The following is a 19,233-nucleotide window of genomic DNA, read 5'->3' on the forward strand; positions in this document are numbered from 1 at the left end:
ACCTGAATCCTGCAACCGCGATCTTAACGACTGCAGGATTCAGGGATAGGGTTCAGTGTAACGAGTAGACGGCCACATCATGATGAAGAGGATCAAACTGATACAGCTTGATTCTTTGAGGCGCGTCGTAATTCAGGATGGTTTCAACATTGTGTCTGCCGAGGGTGATTCCATCTGCGGAAGCCGGTGGGACGATAATCGAATTAAGCGGCAGGGCCGTGTTCATCCACCAATGGACGCGGCCGAAGGTGTGGGAGCCGCCCGGCCCCCCCGATTGCTGGAACTGATTTTCCCATCCCCGCGAGCCGCCAAAGTCGACATTGACGTACGCGTGGATGAAGTGATCGCCGTTAAGCACGGTCGCTTTGAAGATAGCGCCGGGGCCTCTCCAATTGTTGAAGCTGGTCGCATTGGCGTACAGGGTATTGTTCAGGTAGACTAAGGTGATGTCCGAGTTCGGATCCGCCTGAACGCCGCGCGGCAGACGCGTGCGGTCACTCCAATCGCGGAAGGAGATCAGCGCGTCGGAGATCAATTCAACCACCTGACCGGCGCTTGCCGAACGCGCGTCGCGCAAGGCTTGCCACATGCGTTTTGCCGGCGCGAGTTCGCCGATCTTGCCGATTGCGTACAGCTTGCTGGCTTCGTCCTGACGGGGGTTGGCGCCGAAGGTCGAAGTTTCCCACCACAACAGATCTCGCATCACGCCGGTTTCGTCCGGCGCCGCCTTGGCGAGCTTCTCCGTGACCTGAACGCGAGGCGGGTGAATACGCCAGCCCCATGTATAGGTTAGGTTGTAATATTTCGCCGGCGCATGCTTGACCTTGATTACATAGCGGTGACCGTCTGACATGGGATAGAAAGTGGCATCCATCCCGACGTGAGGCATGGGCGGCATGCCCGGCATGCTTAACGAGGGATCGTCAAAGTACATCACGAACGGCGAGAAATCGTCCGCGCCGCCATTGAGGACGTCAATGGTATAGGTCGCCGTCCACGGGACATCACGGACGGCGCTGTCGTCCAACAGAGCAGTATCAGATTCGATATGGTTGTCGTACCAGATCTGATGGATGTTTACGTTGCCGCCGATTTTGCCCCCCCGCGCATCGAAAATAGGGGTCACAACACCGACCTTGTCGGGACCGTTGTAGTGCAGTAACGGAAATCCGCTGTACGCCCTGTTTGCAATCGGGTTTCCTTCCAGGATGTCCAAAGCGGATTGAATCTTCTGCTGATCGACAGTCCCTTTCTTGGCCGCACTCTGGATCTCCTTGAGAAGCTGTTCCAGATCGTCCTTCGGTGAAATCTTTGGGATTGGGCTGATTTGTACTTCTCCGTCAATTAGGTTGAAGGGAATCGTGGGTGTGGAAGGGAGCGTATTAACCATTTCGACGCCCAGTCCATCAAGCATGTTGCCCTCAACGTAAGGAAGTTCGTTATCCATACCGGACGGCAGAGGGGTTGTCGCCGAGATAATTTTGGTTGTAAGCGACCCGTCGGGCTCCTTCGTCGTAAATTGAGATTCTACGGTTCCCATCGTGGCCATGGGTCGCGGTTGGGGGCTGGGATGCTGTGCCATAGAGGTTGTTGTGATTAAGCCAAAAACGACTCCCAGCGCGAAGGAGCTTAAATACTGTCTATTTCTACTCATTGTCTTTCTCCTTGTTTTTGTATTTGATAGGATGATTCCTTAATAAGTTTCCAAATCGGACTGATAAAAACTTCTTCTGACGAGCAAAAGTAGCATGACGCGAAATGATGAGGTTTTGATGAAGGAGATGTGAAATTTCGATGAAGAACGCCTTCAAGAGGGGGCCGACCGAATGAACAAGCCGCCGATAAAGAAAATGGTTTCGGTATCCCAGTCTACATTTACGATTTACGGCGGATTTGTTTATGTGTACTTAGCAGCAATATGATTATGAAAGAATATCCCAAGGCGGGATAATGGCCAGGAAGGGTATTGGCTTCGGCATGTGGCGGTCGATGAATTCGATATGATGAAGATGCAATTCAAGCCCGGAGTGGCCCACAACTTTATGCCGACCCCTCCGCCGAAGTGCAAATGAAGCATCGGCCAAGGGAAGAGAGAGGCCAACTGGTTTCTATACTTCGCAATAAAGAGCAAGGCATGGAAGAGAAAAAAGGGCCACCGCTATCTGGATGTCGCTTTTTCATTGTGCTGTTCGTTGCCGCTTTTGTGCTGAACTGGTTTTGGGAGATGTTTCAGATGGTGGCTTACACCGAGATGGCGGGGCAACCATGGCGGGAGACAGCGCTTCGCTGCACTGTTGCCAGTATCGGAGACGCGCTCCTCACCCTCGGCGCGGGTCTGCTTTTGGCGTGGCGGTTTAAACATCGGGGAGCAAGAACCAGGCGGGTTTACTTGCAGGGCGCATTCATCGGGGCGGCCTGCGCCGTGGCGATTGAGTGGATCGCCATTTTTTGGGGGCGCTGGTCCTATTCTGATCGGATGCCGCAGATTCCATGGCTCGGCGTGGGACTCTGGCCGATTCTGCAGCTGACCCTATTGATACCGGCTGCCTTGTGGATCGCCGCGGGGTGGAGCGGACGTCCCAACCGCTTGTCTTCAAGAGGTGTTTGAGCGGTCTGGGACGCCAGTGTTGCGATGTGTGTCCTTCGGGGCAAATGGCGAACAGTCGTATTCTTCTCGGCAGGGCCGACACGCATCCTCCCCCTTAAACCAATTTGGCCTGCCATCCTTCTTCGGTCCGAACAAGTACAAACCGGGTCTTGCAGACGGGACAGAAGATTTCGTCCCCTTGCGAGGCGCTGGGGCTGACGGCGATGGTCGGACCGTGCGCAGGACATTCGAGGAGAGGGATATGCCCCTCGCTATGGAGGACCGTTTTTTCAAGCGCTCCCTCCCGCCAGGCAGAACAGAAGGCGTCAACCATCTCCGGATCAAAATGGATTCTCTTATGGGCCTCCAGATAGTCGAGCGCCTCGTCAACAGGCCCGGGGCGGCGATAGGGCCGATTGCTCGTTAGCGCGTCGAAGACGTCGGCCACGGCAACCAGCCGTCCCTCCGCAGGAATCGCTTTTCCCCTGAGACCCTCCGGATAACCGCTGCCATCATACCGTTCATGGTGAGCGTAGATCGCCACGATCGCCGGGCGGAGCATTTCGATTCCCTGAAGAAGCCGCCTTCCCTCAATCGGATGGACCTTGATCTGCTTGAACTCCTCTTCCAAGAGCGGTCCGACTTTTCCCAGAATCTGGTCTTGAGTCCCAATTTTTCCCAGATCATGAAAGAGGGCCCCCAATTCGATCGCGGAGAGCTTCTTCTGATCCCAGCCGAGCTGGCGCGCCATCGCGACGGCATATCGGGAGACCCGCCAGGTGTGGCCGGCGGTGTAGGGGTCCCTCCCCTCGATCAGGTTGGAGAGGAGATTGAGGGTATCGAGATAGGCCTGGTTGATCTGTTTTTCAGAAGGCATCTTAAAACCGCGCAGCGGGTGGAATCCAACGATCACTTCCCCTTCAACATAACAGAATGGCCCTTCCCGATGTTGTAGCCCAACATACCAAAAGCAGGTTTACCTGCCAAAACGTGTTTCCCCCCGTTTTGTATACTGGACTACATTTTTTATGGGGGATATCGCATAACCTTGATCCAAAGTCGAAGAAAGAAAGGTTCCATTCTCAGTTCTGATTCATCAATGATCTTTCCATTACAACTCAGGAGGAACCATCATGACTGAAGAAAAGACGATCGCTGTTGTGGGCGCCACCGGCGCGCAGGGGGGCGGACTTGTCCGCGCCATCTTGAGCCACAAAGACGGTCAATTTGCCGTACGCGCGCTGACCCGAAAGGTCGACTCCGAAAAGGCGAAGGCGCTCAAAGCGCAAGGTTCCGAAGTCGTCGCGGCGGATCTCGACGATGTCGAGGCCCTCAAGCGGGCGTTCGCCGGAGCCTATGGGGCGTTCTGCGTCACCAACTTCTGGGAGCACTTCTCCCCAGAGAGGGAAACGGCGCAGGCGTCGAACATTGCCAAGGCGGCGAAGGAGACCGGTCTCCAGCATGTCATCTGGTCGACCCTCGAAGACACCCGCAATTGGGTGCCGCTTTCCGACAACCGGATTCCGACGCTGATGGGAAAGTACAAGGTGCCGCACTTCGACGGCAAAGGAGAGGCCGATCAGGCCTTCACCGACCTCGGCGTACCGACGACGTTTCTTTTGACCTCGTTCTACTGGGACAACTTCATCTCTTTCGGGATGGGTCCGAAGAAGGGACCGGACGGAAAGCTGGCGATCACACTCCCGATGGGCGGCAAGAGACTTCCCGGCATCGCCGCCGAGGACATCGGCAAGTGCGCGCTCGAGATCTTCAAGCGAGGCTCGGAGTTCATCGGGAAGAGGGTCGGGATTTCCGGGGACCAGTTGACCGGGGCGCAGATGGCCGCCGCGTTTACCCGGGCGCTCGGTCAGGAGGTCCGCTACAACGAGGTGTCGCCCGAGGCCTACCGCAGCTTCGGCTTCCCAGGGGCCGACGATCTCGGGAACATGTTCCAGTTCAAGCGCGATTTCAATGACGACTTCTGCGCGATCCGAGATCCGAGGGTCGCCCGGTTGCTCAACCCGGAGCTGCAGAGCTTCGAGCAGTGGCTCGCCAAGAATAAGAGCCGAATTCCGATCGGGTAACATGGGCCGAGGAATATGGTTAGGAGCTGCGATGAAGAACAGATCAAGAGGAATATTGTTGGTCATTGCCGCGATTTCCCTGATGGGGTTCGATTTTTCGAAACACAGCATCCCTTTGGATGAAATTTTATCCGGGGGACCGGAGAAGGATGGCATCCCTGCGATCCTAAGGCCGAAGTTTGTTCCTGCGGATCAGGCTGAATTTTTAAAGTGGGATGATCGGGTTCTCGCCCTCGAATCAAACGGCGAGGCGAAAGCCTACCCGATTAAGATCCTCAACTGGCACGAGATCGTCAACGATGAGATCGGCGGCCGACCGATCCTGATCAGTTACTGTCCTCTCTGCGGGACTGGGATGGCGTTCGATCCGGTGATCGAGGGAAAGCGTTACACCTTCGGCGTCTCCGGCCTTCTCTACAAGAGCGATGTGCTGATGTACGATCATCAGACCGAAAGCCTCTGGTCGCAGATACAACAAGAGGGAGTGACCGGCCCGCTTACCGGGACCCGTCTGAGGCTGCTCCCTTTGGTCCATACCACCTGGCGAGCCTGGCGGGCCGATCATCCGAAGACGCAGGTCCTCTCGACCGATACCGGCTTCACGCGGGACTACACGCGCGATCCGTATGAATCGTATGCCCGGTCGGATCGCCTGATGTTCCCGGTTGGAAAGGGGGATGATCGCCTTCAGCCAAAAGCGTGGGTCCTTGGGATCGATCTCGACGGGATCGCCCGCGCTTACCCCTTCTCGGAACTGGAGCGGGGTCCGAAATCTTTTACAGACGTCCTCGGATCGAAGCGGGTGATCCTCTCGTATGATCGCCCCTCCCGGACCGCACGGATTCGGGACCAAGAGGGACGGGAACTTCCGGCGGTGGTTTCCTATTGGTTTGCCTGGGCGGCCTTTCATCCAAAAACGGAGATCTATCGGCACTCCCCGTCGCGGGGAGGGAGACCATGAACATCTCGAGAGAAACCAAACCGGCTCGCGTCTTATTTTAAAAAAAGTGTCATCAAATTCAAATGGAGAGGGGGTGATTAAATGGCGGAATTAGTTTGTTCCAAATGCGGCGGGAAGAGAGCGGTTCCACACGTCCATGATGGCCCGGGCGTTCCGAGCGCCAAGGATCCCGGAAAGCTTGTCTGTCCGGCTCACGGGGAAGGATGCATGCCGACCGATATTCCGGCCTGCTGTGGCGCGCCGATGCAATACAAAGCGTGAACACGCGCGTCTAAGTATTCATCTGTTTTTACCTTTCAGAAAATAATTCCGGCCCCATCGCTGATGGGGCCGGGACCGCCCTTCTATTTGAGCCTGACAGTTTCAAAATCTATATTGTCCGGACGCCGTGGATTTCCAGGGATAGCCGTGTCCATGGGACGATGGGATTTGCCATGATGATAGGACGAGACGAAGAAAGCCAATCTTTCGGGGAGGGAAAGCCCGACCCGGCCGCTCTTGGGGAAATCCATCATAGAGGGGCGGTATGTCGATGTTTCACATGGCGGCGTGGAATCTTCAATTGGTAGTCCCGACTACATTTATTCTTTATCAAAGAGAGTAGTTTTTCAATGATCCGACTTGTATCGCTCGTATGGCGGTCTGTGCATGGAGACCAGGCCCGCATCGGACGCAGGGGGATCATCCTCGATCCGACTATTGAGCGTGAGCGGATCGAGGAGGTTCGAGGGAAAAGAGAAGCAATCTGAAAAAAGGCGCCGGACCGAAAGACCAGGGAGTTTGTTTGGAGCCGTGGAGATAGGGACAAAAAACCGGGAACCCTTTGCAGGAAACCGAAGGTGGCAGGGGGCCTCACTAAAATGGAGGGGAGGGTTATGAAGCGGACATTATTTTTTACGATGCTGGGCGGGATTTCCCTGTTGATCATCAATGCGTGTTCGTCGATGGGGAATATGGATGCGATGGGGGGACAAGAAAGTATGGGCTCAAAGATGAGCGGAGGAGAGATGATGGCTTCAGGAGGCTCCTATCTCCTGCCGCCGGACAAGGTCATGGCCATGCAAAAGATGATGATGTCGATGGAGCCCGACACGCTTGAGGCCGGCATCAAGCGGGGCGAGAAGTTGTTTAACGACGAGAAGCTCGGCGACAATAAGAGCCGCAAAAGTTGCTCAACCTGCCACGAAAATGGGGGGACCGTCGGGGGAGCGGCCGAGATGGAGTGGAAAGGGATGAAGATGAAGGTGAATATCCCCACCCTCCGAGGGGCCGCCGCCCATTTTCCCAAACCGATGGGCCCGATGAAGGCGCTGGTCGACCTGGCCGGCATGAACAACATGTGCATTATGACCTTTCTGAAGGGGGCTCCGATCGACAAGAACAGCCAGCAATCGGTCGATCTTGTCGCATACATTACTGACTTTAGCAAGGGGAAAAGTCTGGAGCCTGGGAAAGAGAAGATTGTTCCTCGTCCGGTGCCGGGCGCCATGTAATCATTTCAGAATGGGGAGGAATGGGGACCCCATTCCTCCCCAGCAGGAGGCGAACATGAACACGCATTGCGAGCGCAATCCCCGCCCCGCTAGGGCGGGGTTCTTCAAACGAGCAGATAAACGAGTATTCGGCTTTATGTGGGTATTATCTCTAATCGTTTTCGCGGGCGGAGTCGCCCTTTTTCTGGAGCCGGCCGAAGCAAGCGCGGATGAAGGAGAGTCTGTCGGAGATCCGATTGCCGGTGAGAAGCTCATGAGAGAGCTCGACTGTTATCAATGTCACGGCATCGGGAAGGAAGGGGGGGATGTCGGCCCTGACCTGACCAATGTCCGGTTGCGGCGGTCCAAAGAATGGTTGTTCCAGTGGCTCGAAGATCCCTCTCTCACCCGTCCGGCCACCGGAATGCCCGCGTTTACCTGGAACTCGGATCAAGAGATCCATGATATCATCGCCTATCTCGATACGCTCAAGACGCCGGTTGACAGAGAAAAGATCCTCAAGGAAAAAGATCTTGCCAAGGCCGGCGAACTGTTGGTCAAAGCCTATGACTGCCGGGCCTGTCATACAATCAAAACCGGCGGGAGAGACATTTACCCCAATTTAACTCGGATCGGCGAGAAACTCCGTCCCGAATGGGACAAGAAGTTTCTCAAGGACCCCGAGGCCTGGGACCCTTACACCTTCATGCCGAACTTTCACCTGACCGATCAGGAAATCGAGGCGATTGTGGCCTATATCCTGGGTCCAAAATAAAGGCGAGGGTACGATGAAGCGATGGGAGATCCCACTCGTCATATCTTTTCTGCTCCAGGCCTTGGCTTTATTTTCCTGCTCTGTTCGAACCGATTCCAATTCCAAAGAGAGCGGATGGATCCTTCAGTCGAGCGGGACAACGGCCAATCTCAGCGGCGTGGCTTTCGTCAACAATCAGAAAGGGTGGGTGGCGGGGGAAAAGGGAACGATCCTGCATACCGAGGATGGAGGAAAGACCTGGATACGGCAGGAGAGCCCGACGCGGGATGATCTCTTTTCGGTCGATTTTATCGACGAACGAACGGGATGGGCCGGCGGGGCCCGAAAGGCTCTTCTTCGCACCGAGGATGGGGGCCGTTCCTGGTCGAAGCAGCCGCAAGAGGGCGATCAAACCATTTTGGATCTTGATTTTATCGATCCGGAGCATGGGTGGGTCGTCGGGACCTTTCAAGATGTACAGAAGACAAGCACAGGGGGATCTCAGTGGGAGACACAGTCGACCGCATCGACCTTCAACTGGACCAGTGTCTTCTTCCTGGGTCCGCAGGTCGGTTGGGCAACCAGTATGCGAGGAGACATCATCCGCACGGTCGATGGAGGGAAACGCTGGATCGGCCAGATCAGGATCATTCACCCGCTGGCCAAGATTCATTTTGTCGATGCGGAGCATGGATGGGCGGCCGGCGCGGGAGGAACGGTGTTGACGACGGTGGATGGCGGGAAAAACTGGACTCCACGAATTTCCGGGACGACAAAGGACCTCTGGGGCCTTGCCTTTGTAGATCAGGCGGTCGGCTGGGCGGTGGGAGAGGGAGGATTGATACTCCTTACGACCGATGGGGGGCGCCGATGGCGACAAGAAGCGAGCGGAACCGTTGAAGATCTTTGGAATGTCACCTTTTCCGATGCCGCCCACGGTTGGGCCGTGGGGCATGGGGGAACGATTCTCCGATATGTCCGGTAAATCGGGCGTGTTGATTGAGGGCCCTGGTGGATCAGATGAATCTCAAAGAACGGTTAGAAGGATGCGAGGATCGCTACCGGACCCTTCTGGAAATCAATAACGCAATCGTCTCCAATCTGCATAAAGACCGCTTATTCAAAGTCATCGCCGAGCAGATTAAAAAAGTCTTCCCTTTTGACCGGGCCGGAATTACCTTGTATGATCCGGCCCGGGATTGTTTTCGGATCTATGTCCTGGAGACCACTGTTTCTCCTTTGCATCTCACATGGGAAACGGAGATCCCCCATTCAGGGAGCGCGATCGGATGGGTCTTGGATCAGCGGCGGTACCATCTCCGATCGGACCTTGCCAAGGAACGCCTCTTTTTTGAAGATGATTTTTTTTATAGGGAAGGGCTCCGGTCGATTTTGAATCTCCCGCTAATCACTCGGGGAGAGGTGATCGGGACCTTGAATCTGGCCGGCAAGAGCCCGGCCGGATACTCGGAGGAGGTAATCGAACTCTTATCCCTCATTGCGGATCAGATCGCCATTGCGATGGACAACGCCAGAGCCTATGAAGAGATCAGGCAATTAAAAGATCGGCTCGATCAGGAGAATGTCTATCTTCAGGACGAGATCAAGACCGAATATAACTTCGAGGAGATCGTTGGAAAGAGCCAGGCCCTCAAGAAAGTTTTAAGAGGGGTGGAGAAGGTGGCCGGCACCGATTCCTCGGTTTTGATCTTTGGGGAGACAGGGACCGGAAAGGAGCTGATCGCACGGGCCATTCACGATCTGAGCAAGCGAAAGAACAGGCCGCTCATCAAGGTGAATTGCGCGGCGCTCGCAACGGGGCTGATCGAGAGCGAGCTATTCGGCCATGAGAAAGGCTCCTTCACCGGAGCCCTCTCTCGAAAGATAGGCCGATTTGAGCTGGCCGATGGGGGGACCCTTTTTCTGGATGAAATCGGGGATCTCCCGCCGGAGGTCCAGGCGAAGCTTCTAAGAGTGTTACAAGAACATGAATTGGAAAGGGTGGGCGGAACGCAGACCCTCAAAGTCGATGTCCGCTTGATCGCCGCCACGAACCGGGACCTGGAAAAGGCGGTTTCAGAAAAAACCTTCAGAGCGGACCTCTACTATCGCCTCAATGTTTTTCCGATCGCCCTCCCTCCGCTGCGGGGGAGAAAAGAAGATATTCCATTGCTGACCGAGTACTTTATCCACAAATACGCGATGAAGATGGGCAAGCGGATTGAGAAAATCCGTCAAGAGACGATGAATCGGCTGATCTCATATCCTTGGCCCGGAAATATCCGCGAGCTTGAGAATGTGATTGAGCGGGCCGTGATTTTATCGAAAGGACCTACCTTAGAGATAGAAGACGCGCTCTTGCCCCCCTCCGATTTACCTCATCGGAATGAAAAGGGCCTCCTTCCCCTCGAGGAGGTCGAGCGGGAGCATATTCTCAAGACACTGGAGGCGACCCGGTGGGTGATCGAAGGACCGAAAGGGGCTGCCGGAATTCTCGGCCTCCATCCTAATACCCTCCGCAGCCGACTCCAGAAATTGGGAATCAAGCGGAACCCCCACGGCATTTCGTAGAAGCCACGGGATACCGTGGGGGAGGAGAGAAGCTCGGTTCTATAAGAAGTAAAAAAAACTTTCTAAAGTCCCTGAAATAAAAGCCATTTAAGGTTTTTCTTAAATGGCTTTTTTATTTGGCTCAAACCTTGCTCTATCGTAATAGACATAGACGAATGCCGCGGAATCCAATGCGGGATGCAGCCAGGTAGGGGGAGAGGAGATGTTGAAAGTTACACGCGTCGCGGAGAATGACAAGACCGTGACATTAAAGCTGGAAGGCCGGATCGTGGGGGAATGGATCGACATGCTCGAAAGAGAATGTAAGGTGTGTCTGGGTAAGCGAAGCAAATTGATCCTCGATCTTTCTGCCGTCGGCTTTGTTGATAAGAGGGGAGTCGAAATGCTGAAAGCGGTGCAGGGAGATCGGGTCCGGCTCACCGGCTGTTCTTTATTTCTATCCGAACTTTTAAGAAGAGGGGAGCGATGAACATAGGAAAGGTCCTGTTGATCTTGGGAGGGGGCGGCGTCAGGGGGCTTGCTCATATTGGCGTTCTGAAAGCCCTCGAGCGATTAGGGATCTCGATCTCCGAATATGCAGGGACGAGTGTGGGCGCCATCGTTGCGGCGATGGCGGCAAGCGGGATGAAAGCCGGTGAAATTGAGAAGATCGGCCTCTTCCTTCGGCAGAGCGACCTCTTTGACTTTAACTACGCAGGTCTTTTGACCAACCCCGGCCGGATCAAGGGTCTTTGCAAAGGGGAGCGCCTCCGGCAGTTCATCAAGAGGGTCATTCCAGCGGATCGGTTCAACCGTCTTCAAAAACCGCTCTTTCTCGGTGCGGTGAACATCGGCGATGGGGAGATGACCTTCTGGGGGATGAATCATGATCGGAATCCCCCGCTCCACGACGCGATTTACGCCTCCTGCGCGATCCCCGGGATCTTTCCGCCCCAAAAGATCGGGGAAGCATTTTATGTCGACGGCGGGGTAGTGGATAGCCTTCCGCTTCAACTGGCCAAGATCAGGAAGCCCGATCTGATCATTGCGGTCAGCCTGGGTCCGCTCAATCCCCTGAGCGGTGATGAGATCCAGGAGGACGGCATCTTTTCCATCATGGAACGATTCTACGAGATAAAAAACAGGGAGATGTTAGAGTGCCGCCGCTGCTCTGAAGCAGAAACGCCGTTGATCTTGATCGAGCCGGATGTGGGCGACCACCGATTCTTCAAGGTGCAGCGCCGCCGGGAACTGATCCAAAAAGGAGAGGCCGAGACCCTCGCGGTGTTGAAGTCTCATGCGTTTCTGAACAAAGGCAAGGCAAGAAGATACACGGGAATCGATGAGAGGGGTTCCCATGCGGCCCCATCATTATCTCTGACGGTTTGATGCAGGGAGGAGGTGTGTCATGCAGTGTCCAAAGTGTCGTGGCTTGATGATCGACGAGCGGTTTTGTGACCTTTACGAGGATATGGGGAGGAAATGTTTTGAGGGCTGGCGCTGCATCCTCTGCGGCGAGATTCTGGACTTCACGATTCTCACGAATCGCGCGACATTCGGATCCTCGCTCGTCCAATATGCAGGATGCAGTCCGAAGCATGAGATCGATTGAGAGGAACCGATGGGTGGAGTCGAAATGCTCTGTACCGGGAAGAGACCATGATCAGTGATCGAGAATTTCAATAGCCCCAAGGGGCCGCGGCCGATTTTACCCTGGCCGCGGACGTGGCCTATCGGTTTTAGGAGGCCAATAACGTGAACAATGTTCAACAAAAAAGGAGGTCTGAAATGCCCGAACGATTGATCAAGCTTTACCAGGCGGAGTGGTGTTCCTACTGTCGGAGGGTCCGGATGAAACTGGCGGAATTGGGGGTCCCTTATATCACGGTGAATGTCCCCGATGAAAAGCCGATGAGAGAGGATCTTTTTAACATCTCAGGGCAGAGGGGAATTCCCACCCTGGTGGATGGGGATGTCGTCATTGCGGATGATGATGACGCCATCATTGCCTATCTGGAGGGTCGGTTCGCCAAGGTTCCGGCGGCGGGAAGCTTCAATGAAATCTGTACAGATTAGGTTGATAAGAGAGTGATCGAGGAAATCCCGCCCGGCGGCTGCAATGGTGCAGCGGTAGAGCAATACAGGAACGGCGGATTGTGACGCAGAGACTCATAGAGAAGGAGGGAATAAAAATGAAAAGGATACTTTTGACATTCGCGGCGCTATTGACCCTTTCAATCCCGGGATTGGCGCGGGCCGAGATCCGTGAGGGAAGCCAGGAGATCGGAATCCATGCCGGTGCTCTCTTCGGGGCGAACGCGGAGCTGACCGATACGGCGATCTCCGGAAGGAAGCCGGAGTTGGATGACGATTTCGCGGTCGGGCTCAATTACACCTACAACTTCACCCGCCACTTCGGTTTGGAGGGGCGGTACACATTCAGTCCGAATACCGCCGAGATTACCCCCACGGGGGAGATTGATCTCGATCTCCACCTGATCGACGTGAACGCGGTCTACCATGTCAACCCCCACGACCCGGTGGTCTTCTACGGGACGGCGGGGGTCGGCTGGGCGTTCGCGGATATCGATCGTGATATCACCGGGACCATCAACGGGGTTCCGAAGACGATCAGCGATGACGACGGGTTCACCGTCAACGTGGGGGTCGGCCTGAAATATGAGGTCGTGGAGCATGTCTCGCTTCGGCTCGATGGGCGGTATCGCTTTATCGACCAGCTCGTGGATTCTCGCGAGGAGCAACTGAACACCGCCGAGGCCACGGTCGGCATCGCGTGGGTATTTTAAAAAGGAGGAGAACATGGCGAAACTGATCTGTACGAAATGTGCCGGTGAAAGGCCCGTGCCCAAGCTCGATGAAGGGCCCGGCATTGTCAGCAAGAAAGATGCAACCAAACTGACCTGCCCCACACATGGGGAGCAGTGCGCCACAACGAATATTCCACTCTGTTGCGGCGCCTCCATGAAGTACACGGTCTAACCATCGGCCTATTTGTATGGAGACGTTGTTTAAGTCAAACGGGGTGAGGGGCGGGCAGCCCTGAACCCCGTTTGGTCTCGACCTTGAAAAGAAGAGAGGAACGGGAGAGTGAAGGAAGATTCGAAGACAAAAAGAGCGGTTGTGCAGGCCGGCTTGAGGGGTCTGGGATCTGGTTTCTTGGATTGGCTGCAGGAGACGGGTCGGATGGGGCTTTTCTTTGGAGAAGCGATCCTCGCCGGGATCAGGCCCCCTTACAAGGGGGGCCGGATCATACGCCAGGTCCATTTTATCGGCGTGGGGTCCCTCTTCGTCATCCTCCTCACCGCTTCTTTTACAGGCATGGTGCTCGGTCTTCAAGGTTACTACACGTTGAGAAAGTTTCAAGCAGAAGGGCTGCTCGGCTCCGCCGTGGCCCTGAGCCTGATCCGGGAGCTGGGGCCGGTCCTCTCCGCGCTGATGGTGACGGGCCGGGCGGGATCGGCGATGACCGCCGAGATCGGGATTATGCGGATCACCGAACAGATCGACGCGCTGGATGCCATGGCGATTGATCCGATCCGTCACCTGGTCGCCCCCAAGATGATCGCCGGGTTGATCGCCGTCCCCCTGCTCACCTCGCTCTTTGATCTGGTCGGGATCTATGGCGGATACCTGGTAGGGGTTCAGCTCCTGGGGGTCGGCTCAGGAAGCTATTTTTCAGGGATGGAGGGGAGTGTCGTCTTCGACGACATTTATGGCGGGATCATCAAATCGGTCAGCTTCGGCCTCATCCTGACCGGGGTCGCCTGCTACAAAGGCTATTTCGCAAAGCAGGGGGCGGAGGGGGTCAGCCGGGCGACGACGGAGTCGGTCGTCCTCTCCTCGGTCCTGATCTTGATCTGGGACTATTTTCTCACGTCGATTTTGTAGTGAGGGCGCAATGATGATCCGTGTCGTGAATCTTCGGAAGTCACTCGGAGATCAGAAGATTCTGCGAGGGGTGGACTTGATGATTCCAAAAGGGAAGATCACCGCGATCATCGGCCGCAGCGGTGGGGGGAAAAGCATCCTGCTGAAACACCTGATCGGCCTCATCCGCCCCGACAGCGGAGAGATCTGGGTCGGCGGGGAGGAGATCACCTCTCTGACAAGGCGAGCGCTTTCCCGTGTCAAGACACGGTTCGGTTTTCTCTTTCAGGGGGCGGCCCTCTTCGACTCGATGACCGTCTTTGAGAACATCGCTTTCCCTTTGAGGGAGAAGACAGAACACGCGGAGAAGGCGATCCGGGCCAAGGTGGAGGAGACGCTACGGGAAGTGGGGCTGGAAGGGGTCGGGGAGAAATACCCCGGGGAGCTCTCCGGGGGGATGAAAAAGCGGGTGGGGCTTGCGCGGGCGATGATCCTCCATCCGGAGATCATGCTCTTTGACGAGCCGACCACCGGTCTCGACCCGGTGATGGAGCATGTGATCGACCGGCTGATTCAGGCATGCCACGGCGGCTCGAATTGCACCGGCGTGCTGGTCAGCCATAACATTTCCGAGGTCTTTGCGATTGCCCATCATGTGGCCATGCTCCACCACGGAATCATTATCGCGCAGGGGACGCCGGAAGAGATCCGCGCCTCCGTCCACCCGGTTGTTCGGCAGTTTATTCATGGTGAGATCGAAGGGCCGATGCAGGATGCCCTGGAGGGGGAAGGATGAAGGGCGAGAGGCTGGAGGTGACTGTGGGGATTTTTGTCCTGCTCGGAATGATTTCGCTGGGGTATCTCTCGATCAAGCTGGGAGATGTGGCGCTTTTTGGAAAACGAGGTTATACCGTCTACGCCGATTTCGATTCCGCTTCAGGGATCCGGCCCGGAGCGCCTGTCGAGATCGCGGGGGTCGAGATCGGAAAGGTGGGACCGATTCTCCTTCATGAAGGGCGGGCGAGGGTGGCCCTGAAGATCGATGATCCGGTCGCGCTGCAAGAGGATGTCTTCGCCTCCATCAAGAGCACGGGGATCATTGGGGATAAGTTTGTCTCCCTCAGCCCGGGGGGATCGGAGAGGCTGCTCAAGCCGGACGATGTGATCCGCTCGACAGAGTCGGCTGTGCCGCTGGAAGAGCTGATCAGCCAATTTATCCATGGAAAGGTAGAGTAGAAATCATGCACGACCTCTTCAAATATTTTCGTTTGCGCTGGGTGCTGGTGCTCCTGATGTTGGGCGTTTCGGATCTCTTTGCAGAATCGACCTCTCCGCCGCGCATCGTCAGTTTGAAAGAGGCGATTCAACTCGCCCTCTCAAAGAGCCCGGAGGTGAAAGAGGCCCAATCGGATGTCGATCTCGCTAAAAGCAAATTGGAGGAGGTCGAAGGATACCGGCTTCCCCAGTTGGATTCGACGCTGCTGATCGGGCCGATCCCGGACGCCCGGGGAGACCATCTCTCCTCCCCTGACCGAGCGGATCGGATCCACGGGATCGGCCTCTTTGAGCGGGCCGAGATAACCCTGATCCAGCCGATCTACACCTTCGGAAAAATCACGAAGGGGCTGGAAGCGGCCGGCAGCGGGGTGAAGGTCAGTGAAGCGAAGGTAGAACAAAAGCAAAACGAAATCATTCTGAAGGTCAAGGAGGCCTATTATGGATTGCTCCTGGCCCGTGAATCGATGGGGGTGGTGCTGGAGGTCAAAGACGCTTTAGGGCAGGCGGAAGAAAAGGTCAAGGAGCTCCTTCAAAAAGAGGCGCCGACCGCCGATGAATCCGATCTCTTGAAACTGGAGGCCTTCTCCGGGGAGGTCGAGCGGCTGCGGCAGGAAGCCCTCAAAGGGGAGAGGTTGGCCCTCAGCGCCCTTCGGGTTTATCTTGGTTTTTCAGAGGAGGAGGCGTTTGATATTGCCGACCGGCGCCTGCTCGATGAGGCTGAAGAGATCGATCCGCTTGAATCTTATGTGGAAGAGGCTTTTTCTCGGAGGCCGGAATTCAAACAGCTCGAAGAGGGCCTGAAGGCGCGGAAGGCGATGACCGTTGTCGCCTGGGCCGATTATTATCCGGTTTTCTTTCTGGCCGGCTTCTTTGCTTATGGAAACGCTCCGGGGAGGACCGACATCAAAAATCCGTTTATTTCGGATCCTTTCAATGAAACGTTCGGAGGCGTTGCCGTCGGCTTGAAATGGCATTGGGATTTCGGCATCACTCGCGGGAAGGTCCACTCCGCCGAAGCGGAATTGAATAAACTTCGCCGGACAAGAGAATTCGCAGAGGCCTACATCCCCCTTCAGGTCAAAAAGGCCTACCTGGAGCGATTGGAGGCGGAAAAGAGCATCCCCGCCTTAAAAGCGGCTTATCCGTCCGCCCGAAGATGGATGATCTCGGCCCTTGCCAATTACGATTTCGGAATCGGCCCTGCCGAGGAGATTTTCGACGCCCTGGAGGTCTATGCCAAGTTGAAGGCGAATTATTTCAGATCGGTATACAACCGTCATCTGGCCCTGGCGAACCTGGCCTTCGCGACCGGAGGAGATTAGAATGAATTTCAAATGGGATGGAAAAGGATGGAGCATCTTCTGCCTGACGGTTGTTTTTTTCTCCTTCTTCGGGCGGATTCCCTTGGCGGCGGCGTCCGAACCGATGGAGGTGGTGAAGGGGACGATCGATGAGGTGGTCCGAATCCTCAAGGATCCGGCGCTCGGACAGCCAGGCAGAAAGGAGGAGCGGCGGGCCCTTCTGGAGAAGATCATCTCCGCGCGGTTCGATTTTACGAAGATGGCCAAGCGGAGCCTGGCTGCGCACTGGAGGGAGCGGAGCCCTGCCGAACAGAAAGAGTTCATCCACCTTTTTGAGAAACTGCTGGAAAATTCTTACCTCGGCAAAATCGAAGGCTATACCGATGAAAAGGTGGTTTATACGCGTGAACGCTTAGACGGAGATTTTGCCGAGGTCAAAACTAAGATATTGCGCAAAGGAGATGAAATCCCCATCGATTACCGCCTTTTTAGAATCGGTTCCGATTGGAGGGTCTATGACATTGTCATCGATGGGGTCAGCTTGGTGAACAACTACCGGAGCCAATTCAACAAGATCATCCGAAGCGGGTCTTATGAGGAACTGGTCCAGAAGATGAGAGCCAAACGGGATGAGATCGCCCTTACACCGTAACACCTCGGAGAATCAGGTTGCACCGCGGTATTCGGATACCGATGGAGAATGGAGAGTGGAGGTTTGAAATGACGGGTCAATCGAGGACTTCGTTTAAACAATGGATACCGTCCACGCGGGTATTCATCCTAACGCTGCTCGCCATGATCGCATTCGCGGGAAACTCACTGCTCTGCCGATTGGCGCTGAAGCAGACGGGTCTTGACGCGGCCAGCTTTACTTCCGTCCGCATTCTCTCCGGCGCGGCGGCGCTCTGGCTGATTGCGCGAATCGGCGGAGGGGCACATGGCGCAACGGGCAGTTGGTCTTCCGCAGTTGCGCTTTTCGTCTACGCTGCGGCCTTTTCATTCGCCTATGTCAGCCTGCCGGCCGGCACCGGCGCATTGCTGCTCTTTGGGGCCGTGCAGGCGACGATGATCCTCTCCGGGCTCTGGGCCGGGGAGCGTCTGCGCAAGCAGCAGAGCGTCGGCCTTACCTTTGCCTTAGCCGGTCTTGTCGGCCTCTTGCTTCCGGGCCTCTCGTCGCCGCCCATTCGCGGCGCGATACTGATGCTGGGCGCCGGTGTTGCCTGGGGGATCTATTCATTGAGAGGCAGAGGCGCCGGCGATCCTGTCAGCGCAACCGCCGGTAATTTCCTGCGCGCTGCGCCGCTGGCGATGGGATTAAGTTTCGTCTTGCTCCCTTGGGCCAGGCTGGATCGCGCGGGCATCGGGTATGCGGCGCTCTCCGGGGCATTAGCTTCGGGAGTCGGCTATGCCGTTTGGTACACGGCTTTGCGCGGGTTGAAAGCGACGAGCGCGGCAACCGTGCAGCTCAGTGTCCCGGTCATCGCAGCCGTCGGCGGCATCGTCTTCCTCGGCGAGCCGATCACGCTGCGCCTGTTGATCGCATCGACCGTGATTTTCGGCGGCATCGCGCTGGTGCTGATCGTCAGACGGCCTGATTCGGTTTTAAAAACTGAAGCGGTCCGAAAAACGGGAGACGAGTTGTCCTGAACCATCGGGTTGGGTTATTGGAATCACTGGACAGACGGGGTCTTACGGAGATCTGAAGATTCTTACCCTTGTGTTCCATGGCCGGTGGGAGAAGCACGAGGAAGATATTCGAGTTCTCCTTCCGGTGTTTCGCTCAGTCCGCTACATTGAGATTTTTGTACTCCAGGCTACATCCCTGCTTTGATGGTGCGTATATCGTTGCCGTATGACCACTATCTCTTTCTGTTTCGCATCTCCGATTTTGATGTTTGGCTTCGAGGGGTCATGGAAAAAGAGGATCATGGGGAATACCCGGCAGGTTCCGGGACTGTTTGAACGGTGTCTTCAAAAACCCCAATACTAGAGGAGAAGAAAAATGAGCACGAACGTACAAGGAGAAATGAACAGGGGCGAAGAGCTCTCTCCGGGACAATGTCCGCGTTGCCGTAACGGCGGTCCCTCCGGGGATGAATGGACGGTCTCTCTCTACTGGAATGAAGGGGAAGAGGTCTTTCATTGCGTCATCTGCGGCTATCGTCAATATGCGCCTCTTGAGGGGTGTCACACCGGGTATTTAACGAGGCAGGGTCCTGAGGAATCGAGATCCGGTTGCAAATTGAAGTCACGCGGTATTCGGAAAAGACAACCCCGTACCAACTCGGCGTCGGGACTGTTGAAGCTTGTGTAAATCGAAGCGCATGTCTGTCCGCTTGCGATGTAGCGATGTTTCAC

At 55.7% G+C, this 19,233-nt stretch carries 22 protein-coding genes; 20 read left to right on the top strand and 2 right to left on the bottom strand.

The genetic code is table 11. The annotated features are described in order from the left end of the window. Nucleotides 1-52: 52 nt before the first annotated feature. Nucleotides 53-1,414: a hypothetical protein gene (locus MNODULE_RS05970; RefSeq protein WP_168058534.1), complete on the bottom strand. Its 1,362-nt coding sequence runs from the start codon at nt 1,412-1,414 to the stop codon at nt 53-55. Nucleotides 1,415-2,233: 819 nt separating this feature from the next. On the opposite strand from MNODULE_RS05970, the gene MNODULE_RS05975 reads away from it, so the two are divergent. Then, on the top strand, nt 2,234-2,608 hold the full coding sequence (locus MNODULE_RS05975; RefSeq protein WP_168058535.1) for a hypothetical protein: 375 nt from the start codon (nt 2,234-2,236) through the stop codon (nt 2,606-2,608). A gap of 94 nt (nt 2,609-2,702) precedes the next feature. On the opposite strand, the gene MNODULE_RS05980 is transcribed toward MNODULE_RS05975, so the two are convergent. Then, nucleotides 2,703-3,500: an HD domain-containing phosphohydrolase gene (locus MNODULE_RS05980; RefSeq protein ID WP_168058536.1), complete on the bottom strand. Its 798-nt coding sequence runs from the start codon at nt 3,498-3,500 to the stop codon at nt 2,703-2,705. Between the two features lie 220 nt (nt 3,501-3,720). Here MNODULE_RS05980 and MNODULE_RS05985 point away from each other — a divergent pair, with 220 nt between their 5' ends. From MNODULE_RS05985 to MNODULE_RS06075, 19 genes are all read left to right on the top strand, one after another. Beyond that, complete coding sequence (locus MNODULE_RS05985; RefSeq protein ID WP_168058537.1) at nt 3,721-4,671, top strand: NmrA/HSCARG family protein; 951 nt, start codon at nt 3,721-3,723, stop codon at nt 4,669-4,671. A 31-nt stretch (nt 4,672-4,702) separates the two neighbouring features. Further along, a complete protein-coding gene (locus MNODULE_RS05990; protein WP_168058538.1) occupies nt 4,703-5,632 on the top strand; it encodes a DUF3179 domain-containing protein in 930 nt (309 codons plus the stop codon). Nucleotides 5,633-5,713: 81 nt separating this feature from the next. Further along, nucleotides 5,714-5,893 (top strand): hypothetical protein, encoded by a 180-nt coding sequence (locus tag MNODULE_RS05995; protein ID WP_168058539.1) that lies wholly within the window; start codon nt 5,714-5,716, stop codon nt 5,891-5,893. Nucleotides 5,894-6,507: 614 nt separating this feature from the next. Then, complete coding sequence (locus tag MNODULE_RS06000; protein ID WP_168058540.1) at nt 6,508-7,125, top strand: cytochrome c peroxidase; 618 nt, start codon at nt 6,508-6,510, stop codon at nt 7,123-7,125. Between the two features lie 136 nt (nt 7,126-7,261). Then, entirely contained in the window at nt 7,262-7,879 is a 618-nt protein-coding gene (locus MNODULE_RS06005) for a cytochrome c (protein ID WP_168058541.1), read from the top strand. Between the two features lie 13 nt (nt 7,880-7,892). Beyond that, nucleotides 7,893-8,843: a WD40/YVTN/BNR-like repeat-containing protein gene (locus tag MNODULE_RS06010; protein WP_168058542.1), complete on the top strand. Its 951-nt coding sequence runs from the start codon at nt 7,893-7,895 to the stop codon at nt 8,841-8,843. 35 nt (nt 8,844-8,878) lie between these two features. Next, nucleotides 8,879-10,429 carry a sigma 54-interacting transcriptional regulator gene (locus MNODULE_RS06015; RefSeq protein ID WP_168058543.1) on the top strand — a complete coding sequence of 517 codons (1,551 nt, stop codon included), beginning with the start codon at nt 8,879-8,881 and terminating at the stop codon, nt 10,427-10,429. A 202-nt stretch (nt 10,430-10,631) separates the two neighbouring features. Beyond that, nucleotides 10,632-10,898, top strand: a complete 267-nt coding sequence (locus MNODULE_RS06020; protein ID WP_168058544.1) for an STAS domain-containing protein — start codon at nt 10,632-10,634, stop codon at nt 10,896-10,898. After that, the gene (locus MNODULE_RS06025) at nt 10,895-11,797 is read left to right on the top strand and encodes a patatin-like phospholipase family protein (protein WP_168058545.1); all 903 of its coding nucleotides are present in this window, start codon (nt 10,895-10,897) and stop codon (nt 11,795-11,797) included. Before MNODULE_RS06020 ends, MNODULE_RS06025 begins: the two co-directional genes overlap by 4 nt. A 19-nt stretch (nt 11,798-11,816) precedes the next feature. After that, the gene (locus tag MNODULE_RS06030; RefSeq protein ID WP_168058546.1) at nt 11,817-12,020 is read left to right on the top strand and encodes a hypothetical protein; all 204 of its coding nucleotides are present in this window, start codon (nt 11,817-11,819) and stop codon (nt 12,018-12,020) included. 176 nt (nt 12,021-12,196) lie between these two features. Beyond that, the gene (locus MNODULE_RS06035; protein WP_168058547.1) at nt 12,197-12,484 is read left to right on the top strand and encodes a glutaredoxin family protein; all 288 of its coding nucleotides are present in this window, start codon (nt 12,197-12,199) and stop codon (nt 12,482-12,484) included. A gap of 116 nt (nt 12,485-12,600) precedes the next feature. Next, the gene (locus MNODULE_RS06040) at nt 12,601-13,215 is read left to right on the top strand and encodes a porin family protein (protein WP_168058548.1); all 615 of its coding nucleotides are present in this window, start codon (nt 12,601-12,603) and stop codon (nt 13,213-13,215) included. Nucleotides 13,216-13,228: 13 nt separating this feature from the next. Next, entirely contained in the window at nt 13,229-13,408 is a 180-nt protein-coding gene (locus MNODULE_RS06045) for a hypothetical protein (protein ID WP_168058549.1), read from the top strand. Nucleotides 13,409-13,516: 108 nt separating this feature from the next. Then, on the top strand, nt 13,517-14,317 hold the full coding sequence (locus MNODULE_RS06050) for an MlaE family ABC transporter permease (RefSeq protein ID WP_320412354.1): 801 nt from the start codon (nt 13,517-13,519) through the stop codon (nt 14,315-14,317). Between the two features lie 10 nt (nt 14,318-14,327). Then, a complete protein-coding gene (locus tag MNODULE_RS06055; RefSeq protein ID WP_238339224.1) occupies nt 14,328-15,092 on the top strand; it encodes an ABC transporter ATP-binding protein in 765 nt (254 codons plus the stop codon). Further along, on the top strand, nt 15,089-15,532 hold the full coding sequence (gene mlaD, locus MNODULE_RS06060; protein ID WP_168058550.1) for an outer membrane lipid asymmetry maintenance protein MlaD: 444 nt from the start codon (nt 15,089-15,091) through the stop codon (nt 15,530-15,532). Before MNODULE_RS06055 ends, mlaD begins: the two co-directional genes overlap by 4 nt. A 5-nt stretch (nt 15,533-15,537) precedes the next feature. Continuing rightward, on the top strand, nt 15,538-16,896 hold the full coding sequence (locus tag MNODULE_RS06065; RefSeq protein WP_168058551.1) for a TolC family protein: 1,359 nt from the start codon (nt 15,538-15,540) through the stop codon (nt 16,894-16,896). A 1-nt stretch (nt 16,897) separates the two neighbouring features. Next, nucleotides 16,898-17,527, top strand: a complete 630-nt coding sequence (locus MNODULE_RS06070) for an MlaC/ttg2D family ABC transporter substrate-binding protein (protein ID WP_168058552.1) — start codon at nt 16,898-16,900, stop codon at nt 17,525-17,527. A gap of 68 nt (nt 17,528-17,595) precedes the next feature. Further along, nucleotides 17,596-18,522 carry a DMT family transporter gene (locus MNODULE_RS06075; protein WP_168059227.1) on the top strand — a complete coding sequence of 309 codons (927 nt, stop codon included), beginning with the start codon at nt 17,596-17,598 and terminating at the stop codon, nt 18,520-18,522. Nucleotides 18,523-19,233 lie beyond the last annotated feature (711 nt).

The sequence above is a fragment of the Candidatus Manganitrophus noduliformans genome (assembly GCF_012184425.1).
In the GTDB taxonomy this organism is placed as follows: domain Bacteria; phylum Nitrospirota; class Nitrospiria; order SBBL01; family Manganitrophaceae; genus Manganitrophus; species Manganitrophus noduliformans.

Coding starts and splice junctions, on each gene's coding strand:
- MNODULE_RS05970 (WP_168058534.1), bottom strand. CDS start 1,414: ATGCTTGATGGACTGGGCGTCGAAATGGTTAATACGCTCCCTTCCACA.
- MNODULE_RS05975 (WP_168058535.1), top strand. CDS start 2,234: ATGGTGGCTTACACCGAGATGGCGGGGCAACCATGGCGGGAGACAGCG.
- MNODULE_RS05985 (WP_168058537.1), top strand. CDS start 3,721: ATGACTGAAGAAAAGACGATCGCTGTTGTGGGCGCCACCGGCGCGCAG.
- MNODULE_RS05990 (WP_168058538.1), top strand. CDS start 4,703: ATGAAGAACAGATCAAGAGGAATATTGTTGGTCATTGCCGCGATTTCC.
- MNODULE_RS05995 (WP_168058539.1), top strand. CDS start 5,714: ATGGCGGAATTAGTTTGTTCCAAATGCGGCGGGAAGAGAGCGGTTCCA.
- MNODULE_RS06000 (WP_168058540.1), top strand. CDS start 6,508: ATGAAGCGGACATTATTTTTTACGATGCTGGGCGGGATTTCCCTGTTG.
- MNODULE_RS06005 (WP_168058541.1), top strand. CDS start 7,262: ATGTGGGTATTATCTCTAATCGTTTTCGCGGGCGGAGTCGCCCTTTTT.
- MNODULE_RS06010 (WP_168058542.1), top strand. CDS start 7,893: ATGAAGCGATGGGAGATCCCACTCGTCATATCTTTTCTGCTCCAGGCC.
- MNODULE_RS06015 (WP_168058543.1), top strand. CDS start 8,879: ATGAATCTCAAAGAACGGTTAGAAGGATGCGAGGATCGCTACCGGACC.
- MNODULE_RS06020 (WP_168058544.1), top strand. CDS start 10,632: ATGTTGAAAGTTACACGCGTCGCGGAGAATGACAAGACCGTGACATTA.
- MNODULE_RS06025 (WP_168058545.1), top strand. CDS start 10,895: ATGAACATAGGAAAGGTCCTGTTGATCTTGGGAGGGGGCGGCGTCAGG.
- MNODULE_RS06030 (WP_168058546.1), top strand. CDS start 11,817: ATGCAGTGTCCAAAGTGTCGTGGCTTGATGATCGACGAGCGGTTTTGT.
- MNODULE_RS06035 (WP_168058547.1), top strand. CDS start 12,197: ATGCCCGAACGATTGATCAAGCTTTACCAGGCGGAGTGGTGTTCCTAC.
- MNODULE_RS06040 (WP_168058548.1), top strand. CDS start 12,601: ATGAAAAGGATACTTTTGACATTCGCGGCGCTATTGACCCTTTCAATC.
- MNODULE_RS06045 (WP_168058549.1), top strand. CDS start 13,229: ATGGCGAAACTGATCTGTACGAAATGTGCCGGTGAAAGGCCCGTGCCC.
- MNODULE_RS06055 (WP_238339224.1), top strand. CDS start 14,328: ATGATGATCCGTGTCGTGAATCTTCGGAAGTCACTCGGAGATCAGAAG.
- mlaD (WP_168058550.1), top strand. CDS start 15,089: ATGAAGGGCGAGAGGCTGGAGGTGACTGTGGGGATTTTTGTCCTGCTC.
- MNODULE_RS06065 (WP_168058551.1), top strand. CDS start 15,538: ATGCACGACCTCTTCAAATATTTTCGTTTGCGCTGGGTGCTGGTGCTC.
- MNODULE_RS06070 (WP_168058552.1), top strand. CDS start 16,898: ATGAATTTCAAATGGGATGGAAAAGGATGGAGCATCTTCTGCCTGACG.
- MNODULE_RS06075 (WP_168059227.1), top strand. CDS start 17,596: ATGACGGGTCAATCGAGGACTTCGTTTAAACAATGGATACCGTCCACG.